A 9,122-nucleotide genomic window follows, 5' to 3' on the forward strand; every position below is an offset into this window, starting at 1 on the left:
AGTGCAACACGGCTTTCGCTCACTGTTGCGAGGTGGCGTATATTACGCTTTCCTCTTTCAGAGTCAACCCTCATTTTCAGGTTTTTCTCTTCAACTGAACCGGCTAGTTAGTGTGAAGTAATTCACGTTTGCCGTCTCAGTGGGTGCGCATTATAGGGAACTTTGTTTTTCACACAACCCCTTTTCTCACTTTTTTTTCTAAGTGTCGCTTTTTCACACTTTTTGCGCTGTAAGTGCGCAATTTGCTTAAATTTTGAGATGAGAAACACGCAGATTGGGTCGATAATGGGAAGAAATCTCATTATGACACCGTTTTAAAGAGGTAAACATGTCTGCCGTTTTACGCCGCTATAAAGATTTATTCCCCGTCATCGGCGATCGCGTGATGATCGACGATTCCAGCGTTATCGTTGGCGACGTTCGTTTAGCCGATGATGTCAGCATCTGGCCACTGGTAGCTGCACGCGGTGACGTTAACTACATTCAGATTGGTGCGCGCAGCAATATCCAGGATGGCAGCGTCCTTCACGTCACGCATAAATCAGCGAAAAACCCAGAAGGAAACCCGCTGATCGTTGGCGAGGATGTCACGGTCGGACATAAGGTCATGCTACACGGCTGCACTATCGGTAACCGCGTACTCGTGGGGATGGGTTCTATATTGCTTGATGGTGTAGTAGTAGAAAACGATGTGATGATTGGCGCCGGTAGCCTGGTTCCACAGCATAAGCGCCTGGAGAGTGGCTATCTTTATCTGGGAAGCCCAGTTAAGCAGATCCGTCCGTTGAAAGAGGCCGAACTCGAAGGGCTACGCTATTCGGCCAATAACTATGTGAAGTGGAAAAACGACTATCTGGATCAGGACAACCAAACCCAGCCGTGATTGTCTTCCTGCTGCTCACGAATAAGGTCGCTGGCTTCTTCTTCCAGATCCCAGCGATTCTCACGAAATAACGATAACCACTGTTGGGGTTGCTCTCCACCAAATCGGTGCGTCAGGGCATCGGCCCTGAGTGCACACATGAGCTGCATACCATTTACCAGCGCCGGGAAGCAGACCGCCTGTAGATCCTCTCGCCATTCCTCTCGCTCGGGAAACTGAATAGCCTGATTCATACGCCCAACTCGCGCTTAAGAGAAGCAATGACCGGCTCAACGTTTGGCAGAATACCGTGCCACAGTAAAACGGCATGCGCCGCTTGCCCCACCAGCATGCCTAGCCCGTCGGCATAGCGTTTTGCACCGTGCTGAACACACCATGCCAGAAAGGCTGTATCTCCTTTCTGATAGAACATGTCATAACAGCAAACATGGCTATTAATCAGCGAAGCAGGGATGGGCGGCGTCTCCCCGCCGATACCGCTGGAGGTGGCATTAATAATAAGGTCAAACTCATGCCCTGAAAGTTCAGACATCGCCTGCGCGCTCACACTGCCCGTATGGCAGAATAGCTCGGCTAGCGTCTGCGCCCGGGCATGCGTACGGTTGGTAATGGTCACATTGCAGTCTAAAGAGAGTAGTGGGAGTAGCACGCCACGGGCGGCACCACCAGCACCAATAAGCAGCACGCGATAGCCCGGTTTAATCAGCCTCAGTCGTTCAAGGTCGCTCAACAGACCAATCCCGTCGGTGTTATCCCCAAGAATGCGCCCGTCATCAAGACGCTTAAGGGTGTTGACCGCTCCCGCCAGCGCTGCACGCTCCGTCAATTCATCTGCGCGGGCAAACGCCTCCTCTTTAAAAGGAACGGTGACATTTGCCCCTTTTCCCCCCTGCTGGAAAAAGGTTTCCAGGATTTCAACGAAACCATCCAGCGGTGCCAACATGCGCCCGTAAGGGTGAGTAATGCTCAGCTGTTCAGCAAACTGCTGATGAATGAATGGCGACTTGCTGTGCGCTATCGGGTTACCAAAAACAACGTAGCTTTCCACGGTTTACCCCTGGCGGAAACGTTCGCCCGTCAGGGCATCAAGGATTTCAGATGGATTGAGACGGCCACCCGTTGGCGCATCAACCACCGGGAAGTTATCGCCAAACTGCGCAAGCACTTCTGCGGTTGTTCGGCACGGTGGCTGCCCCGTCAGATTGGCGCTGGTAGAAACCAACGGTTTACCGTAAGCCTCGCAGAGTGCAATCACCACCGGGTGATCCGTGACGCGAACGGCCAACGAGCTAAAGCGACCGGTCAGCCAGTCTGGCGTGGTTGATTTCGCTGGGAAAACGAAGGTCACCGGACCTGGCCAGCGCGCAAACACGGTGGCGCGCTGCTCATCGGTCAGCATGCTGTCATCAATATAAGGTTTAAGTTGTTCGAAGCTTGCAGCAATAAGGATGAGACCTTTATCTACCGGGCGCTGTTTCAGCGCCAGCAGGCTCATGACGGCTTCTTCACTATCGGGATCGCAACCGACGCCAAATACGGCTTCAGTTGGATAAGCGATGACTTCTTTATTATTCAGAGCTACAACCGCACGCTGTACGGCCTCTGATGGCAGGTTTTTATTCACTGATTTGTTTCGCCGGTACCGGCTTTCCACATTGTTTACTGGCACAAAAGCGTTTTACGCCCTGCGCCGTTTTCTTTTCGATAAGCAGCGGGTAATGGCACTCGGGGCATTCCCCCGCTACCGGTGTGAAGTTAATGACAAACTGACAATCCGGATAGCGATCGCAGGAATGGAAGTTTTTGCCATAACGAGAACGGCGCTGCACCAGGTGACCTTGTTGGCACGCGGGACAGACGATGGCCGTTTCATCTGGCTTATCAATAACCTCTGTGTGATCACATTCAGGATACTGACTGCACCCGATGAACATGCCAAAACGCCCCTGGCGCAACACCAGCACGGCGCCACACTTAGGACAAGACTGCCCCTCCAGAATTTTGACGATATGTCCGTCCGCCTGACTTTTCAGGGGACGAACGTAATCGCATTCCGGATAATGGGAACAGCCAAGAAACGGCCCGTGTTTACCGGACCGTATGACCAGTTCGGCCCCGCACTGTGGGCAGGGCTCGTGTTTAGGCACCGTAAACAGTGCTGATTTGACCATAACAACTCTTGATGCCACAAAATGAATTAATGCAGCATACCTTCATTCGTCTCGAAGAGTAATTCTTCCATTTGTTGATAGGCGTTTTCGCAGCCCGGAAGATTGAATAAGACCATCAAAATGACCCATTTCAGCTCTTCTAGTTCAAATTCGGCTGTATCTAACGCCATGACGCGTTCAATAACCATTTCCCGCGTTTCGAGGTTCAGCACCTGAATCTGCTCAAGGAATAACAGGAATCCCCGGCAGCTGGCATCCAGTCGTTGGCTCTCTTCCTCGGTAAAAATACGCACGGAGAGAGGATCGGACGCAAGCTGCATCGGTTCTACGAGGCCTTCCTGATAGTCGGCGAGCTTTTCCAGCCATATCAGCGCGTTGAAGATGTCTTCACGTTCGAACCCTGCATCGGAGAGATCCCGAGTGAGTTTGTCCTGATCTACGCGCATGTCTGTTTCGGTATGGATGTAGGTCTCAAACAAATACATTAGTACGTCGAACATGGCCTGCCCTCCTTAATCGGACATAGCCGCCGGGTACAGCTGCGATCCACCCTGCTAACTCCAGTTCAAGTAGCTGAGCCACGGTTACTGGCACAGGTTGGCCGGCACGTTCAGCGACGACGTCAACAGGTGTTACCTCATCTCCTACGTTAGCCAGGAGCTCAGGAAATGGCAATGCTACACATTCCTTATCTGTGCAATTATTTATCATTTCTGGCTTATCGGGCATATGTCTGTTTAATTCGGGAAAAAGCGCCAGAAAATCCTCAGTTTCCGTTACAGCTATGGCGCCCTGCTTGATAAGCCAATGCGGCCCTTCCATGCCCGGGTTACCCAGCGGCCCAGGGAGCGCATAAACCTCTCGCCCCTGCTCCAGAGCGCATCGCGCGGTAACCAATGAACCACTGCGCAACGCCGCTTCCACCACCAATACGCCGCGGCTTAGCCCGCTAATAATCCGATTGCGACGAGGAAAGTTGTAAGGAGCAGGCGTGGCGTTCAGCGAGAACTCTGACACCAGCGCCCCCCCGCGCTCAACAATATTATCGGCAAGCGCCCTGTGTCGATGAGGGTAAATGTGATTCAGTCCGCTCCCGAGGACCGCGACCGTTTTACCGTCAGCTAGTAAGGCACTTCGATGTGCAACACCGTCGATACCCAATGCAAGACCACTTGTAATAGTGACCCCAAGATGTGCCAACGCCTCACAAAAATAACGCCCCCACCGTTCGCCATAATGCGAATGCTGACGACTGCCGACGACGGCAAGCTGGGGTGTGCTGAGCAGCGCCAGACTCCCCCGCACGCACAGTACCGCAGGATAATCACGGATAGCGCGAAGCGGAGCAGGATAATAGGGAGAATCCGCAAACAGCAAATGGTTGCCCGGCGTTGCGAGCCACGCGACGGCTGACGTCATATCCGCTGAGGTTAAAGAGAAAAAGCGTTCAGTCTGTTTGACACTTAACCCCAACAGATGAAGCGTCTGACGGGTAATTTCGCGTGCCTGGCGAAGCGCACACATGACCTGCAGCATCTCATCGCCGTATAAATCATTTACCTTCACCAGCCGGAAGGCTATCTCTTCTGGCGACATCCTTTCCCCCTTGCCACATGCGGCACCAGCAATCCTTGCGATTGGTCAGTGATGCTGTCAATTAGAGGGGGTTTTGTCTAGAATAGAGGTAATAATCTTTCCTACTCCTGAACAGAACTCTGGATATTTATGGCAGTTTTGCAAGTGTTACATATCCCGGACGAGCGTCTTCGCAAAGTCGCTGCTCCGGTAAAAGAAGTGAATGAAGAAATTCAGCGAATTGTCGACGATATGTTCGAGACAATGTACGCCGAGGAAGGTATTGGTCTCGCGGCAACGCAGGTGGATATCCATCAACGCATCATCGTTATCGATGTTTCTGAAAATCGTGACGAACAGTTGGTGCTAATCAACCCTGAGCTGTTGGAAAAAGATGGCGATACCGGGATTGAAGAAGGTTGCCTGTCCATCCCAGAACAGCGTGCGCTGGTGCCACGTGCCGAACGCGTAAAAATTCGCGCTCTCGACCGCAATGGCAACCCGTTTGAGCTCGAGGCTGACGGCCTGCTGGCTATCTGTATTCAGCACGAGATGGACCACCTGGTCGGTAAGCTGTTTATCGATTATCTTTCTCCGTTAAAACAGCAACGTATTCGTCAGAAAGTTGAGAAACTGGATCGCCTGAACGCGCGTGCCTAAGGATAAGGATTAACGTGTCAGATTCACTACGTATTATTTTTGCGGGTACCCCTGACTTTGCAGCGCGTCATCTTGACGCGCTGTTGTCGTCTGGGCACCAGGTCGTTGGCGTATTTACCCAGCCAGACCGCCCTGCCGGTCGCGGTAAGAAGCTGATGCCGAGCCCGGTTAAAGTATTGGCCGAAGAGAAAGGCATTCCGGTATTCCAGCCGGTCTCGCTGCGCCCTGAAGAAAACCAGAAGCTGGTATCAGACCTGCAAGCTGACCTGATGGTCGTGGTCGCCTATGGGCTTATCCTGCCAAAAGCCGTACTGGCTATGCCGCGCCTTGGCTGCATCAACGTTCACGGTTCTCTGCTGCCACGCTGGCGCGGCGCCGCGCCTATTCAGCGTTCGCTGTGGGCAGGTGATACGGAAACCGGTGTGACCATTATGCAGATGGATGTTGGCCTGGATACGGGTGATATGCTGCATAAGCTCTCTTGCCCAATTACTGCTGAAGATACCAGTGCGAGCCTTTACAACAAACTGGCAGAACTGGGTCCTCAGGGCTTACTCCATACGCTGCATCTACTAGCGACGGGTACTGCAAAGCCTGAAGTTCAGGATGAAACGCTGGTCAGCTATGCCGAGAAGCTCAGCAAAGAAGAAGCACTTGTTGACTGGACGCTCAGCGCCGCGCAGCTCGAGCGCTGCATCCGTGCCTTCAATCCGTGGCCAATGAGCTACATCGTCATTGATGAGCAGCCGGTGAAAATCTGGCAAGCAACGGTGATTGATAAACCGGCGGGAGCTGAGCCAGGCACCATCCTCGAAGCCACACGCCAGGGGATTCAGGTCGCGACTGGCGATGGGATACTAAACCTTATCTCGCTGCAACCTGCGGGTAAGAAGGCGATGAGCGCGCAGGATCTGCTGAACTCACGTCGGGAATGGTTTGTACCCGGCAACCGTCTACTCTGACGGTTCATACCTTTTAAAGCCCGGAGTCTCCGGGCATTTTTATTTTTGCGGTTATGAAAAAACATTTTAATTTACGCAGTATGGCGGCTCAGGCCGTAGAACAGGTCGTCGAAAAGGGACAGTCGTTGAGCAACGTGCTGCCCGCATTGCAGCAGAAAGTTGCCGACAAAGACAAAGCACTGCTGCAGGAGCTTTGCTTCGGCGTGCTTCGTACGCTCTCTCAGCTTGAGTGGATGATCCAGCAACTGATGGAACGCCCAATGACGGGCAAACAGCGCACCGTTCACTACCTGATTATGGTCGGCTTCTATCAGTTACTGCATACCCGTATTCCACCGCACGCTGCGCTGGCCGAAACCGTTGAAGGCGCCGTGGTTATCAAACGTCCGCAGCTTAAGGGACTGATCAACGGAGTATTACGTCAGTTTCAACGTCGTCAGGAAGAGCTGCTTTCTGAGTTTTCGCAAAGCGAACTTCGCTTCCTGCACCCTTCCTGGCTGGTCAAACGCATCAAGAATGCCTATCCGCAGCAGTGGGAAGCCATTCTTGAGGCCAATAACCAACGTCCACCGATGTGGCTGCGCGTTAACCGTAATCACCATACCCGCGATGCTTGGTTAGCATTACTCACCGAAGCCGGCATGACCGGTTTCCCGCACCCGGACTATCCGGATGCCGTACGGCTGGAAACGCCTGCGTCGGTATTAGCTTTACCAGGCTTCGAGCAGGGCTGGGTTACCGTACAGGATGCATCCGCTCAGGGTTGCATGCGCTATCTACAGCCGGAGAACGGTGAACAGATCCTCGACCTGTGCTGCGCGCCTGGGGGCAAGACCACCCATATTCTGGAGGTCGCACCACAGGCTGACGTGCTGGCCGTTGATGTTGATGAAAAGCGTCTGTCACGCGTTTACGACAACCTCAAGCGTCTTGGCATGAAAGCTACCGTTAAACAGGGCGATGGCCGTTATCCAGAGCAATGGTGCGACGAGCAGTTGTTCGACCGCATCCTGTTGGATGCGCCATGCTCTGCCACCGGGGTAATCCGTCGCCACCCTGACATCAAGTGGCTGCGCCGCGATCGCGATATCCCTGAGCTGGCTCAGCTGCAGGCTGAAATTCTCAACGCCACCTGGGCTCACCTGAAGCCGGGCGGTACGCTGGTTTATGCGACCTGCTCTATTTTACCGGAAGAGAACCAGCAGCAGATTGCGGCATTCCTGGCCCGCACACCAAATGCAACGTTGAGCGAAACAGGTACGCCTGAGTTACCTGGCCAACAAAATCTACCGGGTGCGGAAGAAGGCGATGGCTTCTTCTACGCTAAGCTAATCAAGAAGTGATGAGATAACGGGTCGCAACTGATGAAAATTATCATTCTGGGTGCCGGACAGGTTGGTGGCACGCTGGCGGAAAACCTGGTCGGGGAAAATAACGACATCACGATTGTCGATACTAACGGCGAGCGTTTGCGCAGCCTGCAGGATAAGTTTGATCTGCGCGTTGTCCAGGGCCATGCCTCCCATCCTCGAGTGCTGCGTGAAGCAGGTGCCGATGATGCCGATATGCTCGTCGCGGTCACCAGCTCGGACGAAACCAACATGGTGGCCTGCCAGGTCGCCTACTCACTGTTTAACACACCAAACCGTATCGCCCGTATCCGTTCTCCAGACTACGTGCGCGATGCGGACAAACTGTTTCACAGCGACGCCGTGCCTATCGATCACCTGATTGCGCCAGAGCAGCTGGTTATCGACAATATTTACCGCCTGATTGAATATCCGGGCGCGCTGCAAGTGGTGAACTTCGCCGAAGGTAAAGTGAGTCTCGCGGTGGTTAAGGCCTATTACGGTGGGCCGCTGGTCGGTAATGCTCTCTCGACCATGCGTGAACATATGCCACATATCGATACTCGCGTTGCGGCCATTTTCCGCCACGATCGTCCAATCCGCCCGCAGGGCTCAACGATCGTTGAAGCTGGGGATGAGGTCTTCTTTATTGCCGCATCACAGCATATTCGGGCGGTAATGAGCGAGCTTCAGCGTCTGGAGAAACCGTACAAGCGCATTATGCTGGTCGGGGGCGGGAACATCGGTGCAGGTCTGGCGCGCCAGCTGGAAAAAGATTACAGCGTGAAGTTGATTGAACGTAATCAACAACGTGCGGCAGAGCTTGCTGAGAAACTGCAGAATACGATCGTTTTCTTTGGCGATGCGTCGGATCAAGAGCTGCTGGCGGAAGAGCACATTGATCAAGTTGATCTGTTTATTGCCGTCACCAACGATGATGAAGCGAATATCATGTCTGCGATGCTGGCCAAGCGGATGGGTGCGAAAAAGGTCATGGTATTGATCCAGCGGAAAGCCTATGTTGATCTTGTTCAGGGCAGCGTTATCGATATTGCGATCTCCCCTCAACAGGCCACGATCTCAGCCCTGCTGAGCCATGTGCGTAAAGCCGATATCGTCGGCGTGTCATCTCTGCGCCGCGGGGTTGCCGAAGCCATTGAAGCCGTGGCGCACGGTGATGAAAGCACTTCACGCGTGGTTGGCCGTGTTATTGATGAAATTAAGCTTCCGCCAGGCACTATTATCGGTGCGGTCGTTCGTGGAAATGATGTGATGATTGCTAATGACAATTTACGCATTGAACAAGGCGATCATGTGATAATGTTCCTGACCGATAAAAAATATATTTCGGATGTGGAACGTCTGTTCCAGCCAAGCCCCTTCTTCCTCTAATTCCGCAAAGGCGCTCAACAGAGCGCCTTTTTTATTAACCTTCTATTATTTAAGGGTTAATTAATACCAGCATATTTATTATCCCCAATGGAAATTAGATAAACATTTGTTAAACTTATAAACGTTAGCT

The 9,122-nt window shown here is 52.9% G+C and carries 11 protein-coding genes; 5 read left to right on the forward strand and 6 right to left on the reverse strand.

Annotated features, from left to right (window positions below):
• Positions 1-328: 328 nt before the first annotated feature.
• Positions 329-883, forward strand: a complete 555-nt coding sequence (locus ACH1XZ_RS22735; protein ID WP_395597264.1) for a gamma carbonic anhydrase family protein — start codon at positions 329-331, stop codon at positions 881-883.
• Here the strand turns inward: ACH1XZ_RS22735 and ACH1XZ_RS22740 are convergent.
• The 6 genes from ACH1XZ_RS22740 to dprA are packed head-to-tail and all read right to left on the reverse strand — an operon-like array spanning position 859 to position 4,650.
• Positions 859-1,116 (reverse strand): DUF1488 family protein, encoded by a 258-nt coding sequence (locus tag ACH1XZ_RS22740; RefSeq protein ID WP_395597265.1) that lies wholly within the window; start codon positions 1,114-1,116, stop codon positions 859-861. The two genes, ACH1XZ_RS22735 and ACH1XZ_RS22740, sit on opposite strands and share 25 nt — an antisense overlap.
• Positions 1,113-1,931: a shikimate dehydrogenase gene (gene aroE, locus ACH1XZ_RS22745; RefSeq protein WP_395597266.1), complete on the reverse strand. Its 819-nt coding sequence runs from the start codon at positions 1,929-1,931 to the stop codon at positions 1,113-1,115. The genes ACH1XZ_RS22740 and aroE overlap by 4 nt, the downstream gene beginning before the upstream one ends.
• Positions 1,932-1,934: 3 nt before the next feature.
• The gene (gene tsaC, locus ACH1XZ_RS22750; protein ID WP_395597267.1) at positions 1,935-2,507 is read right to left on the reverse strand and encodes an L-threonylcarbamoyladenylate synthase type 1 TsaC; all 573 of its coding nucleotides are present in this window, start codon (positions 2,505-2,507) and stop codon (positions 1,935-1,937) included.
• Positions 2,500-3,054: a DNA topoisomerase family protein gene (locus ACH1XZ_RS22755; protein WP_395597268.1), complete on the reverse strand. Its 555-nt coding sequence runs from the start codon at positions 3,052-3,054 to the stop codon at positions 2,500-2,502. The genes tsaC and ACH1XZ_RS22755 overlap by 8 nt, the downstream gene beginning before the upstream one ends.
• Before the next feature lie 26 nt (positions 3,055-3,080).
• Positions 3,081-3,554 carry a DUF494 family protein Smg gene (gene smg / locus ACH1XZ_RS22760; RefSeq protein ID WP_395597269.1) on the reverse strand — a complete coding sequence of 158 codons (474 nt, stop codon included), beginning with the start codon at positions 3,552-3,554 and terminating at the stop codon, positions 3,081-3,083.
• Positions 3,526-4,650, reverse strand: coding sequence for a DNA-protecting protein DprA (dprA, locus tag ACH1XZ_RS22765; protein ID WP_395597270.1), 1,125 nt, complete (start codon positions 4,648-4,650; stop codon positions 3,526-3,528). The genes smg and dprA overlap by 29 nt, the downstream gene beginning before the upstream one ends.
• A 129-nt stretch (positions 4,651-4,779) precedes the next feature.
• Between dprA and def the strand changes: the two genes are divergently transcribed.
• Genes def through trkA form a run of 4 tightly spaced genes read left to right on the forward strand, consistent with a single transcriptional unit; the run spans position 4,780 to position 8,992 of the window.
• Positions 4,780-5,289, forward strand: coding sequence for a peptide deformylase (gene def, locus ACH1XZ_RS22770; RefSeq protein WP_035895006.1), 510 nt, complete (start codon positions 4,780-4,782; stop codon positions 5,287-5,289).
• A 14-nt stretch (positions 5,290-5,303) separates the two neighbouring features.
• Positions 5,304-6,251 carry a methionyl-tRNA formyltransferase gene (gene fmt / locus ACH1XZ_RS22775; RefSeq protein ID WP_395597271.1) on the forward strand — a complete coding sequence of 316 codons (948 nt, stop codon included), beginning with the start codon at positions 5,304-5,306 and terminating at the stop codon, positions 6,249-6,251.
• Between the two features lie 53 nt (positions 6,252-6,304).
• On the forward strand, positions 6,305-7,594 hold the full coding sequence (gene rsmB, locus ACH1XZ_RS22780) for a 16S rRNA (cytosine(967)-C(5))-methyltransferase RsmB (protein WP_395597272.1): 1,290 nt from the start codon (positions 6,305-6,307) through the stop codon (positions 7,592-7,594).
• 21 nt (positions 7,595-7,615) lie between these two features.
• Positions 7,616-8,992, forward strand: a complete 1,377-nt coding sequence (trkA, locus tag ACH1XZ_RS22785) for a Trk system potassium transporter TrkA (RefSeq protein ID WP_395597273.1) — start codon at positions 7,616-7,618, stop codon at positions 8,990-8,992.
• Positions 8,993-9,122 lie beyond the last annotated feature (130 nt).

Origin of the sequence: Kluyvera chengduensis, assembly GCF_044197065.1 — a bacterium.
GTDB classification, from domain to species: domain Bacteria; phylum Pseudomonadota; class Gammaproteobacteria; order Enterobacterales; family Enterobacteriaceae; genus Kluyvera; species Kluyvera ascorbata_C.

Coding starts and splice junctions, on each gene's coding strand:
- rsmB (WP_395597272.1), top strand. CDS start 6,305: ATGAAAAAACATTTTAATTTACGCAGTATGGCGGCTCAGGCCGTAGAA.
- def (WP_035895006.1), top strand. CDS start 4,780: ATGGCAGTTTTGCAAGTGTTACATATCCCGGACGAGCGTCTTCGCAAA.
- ACH1XZ_RS22755 (WP_395597268.1), bottom strand. CDS start 3,054: ATGGTCAAATCAGCACTGTTTACGGTGCCTAAACACGAGCCCTGCCCA.
- ACH1XZ_RS22740 (WP_395597265.1), bottom strand. CDS start 1,116: ATGAATCAGGCTATTCAGTTTCCCGAGCGAGAGGAATGGCGAGAGGAT.
- dprA (WP_395597270.1), bottom strand. CDS start 4,650: ATGTCGCCAGAAGAGATAGCCTTCCGGCTGGTGAAGGTAAATGATTTA.
- trkA (WP_395597273.1), top strand. CDS start 7,616: ATGAAAATTATCATTCTGGGTGCCGGACAGGTTGGTGGCACGCTGGCG.
- smg (WP_395597269.1), bottom strand. CDS start 3,554: ATGTTCGACGTACTAATGTATTTGTTTGAGACCTACATCCATACCGAA.
- ACH1XZ_RS22735 (WP_395597264.1), top strand. CDS start 329: ATGTCTGCCGTTTTACGCCGCTATAAAGATTTATTCCCCGTCATCGGC.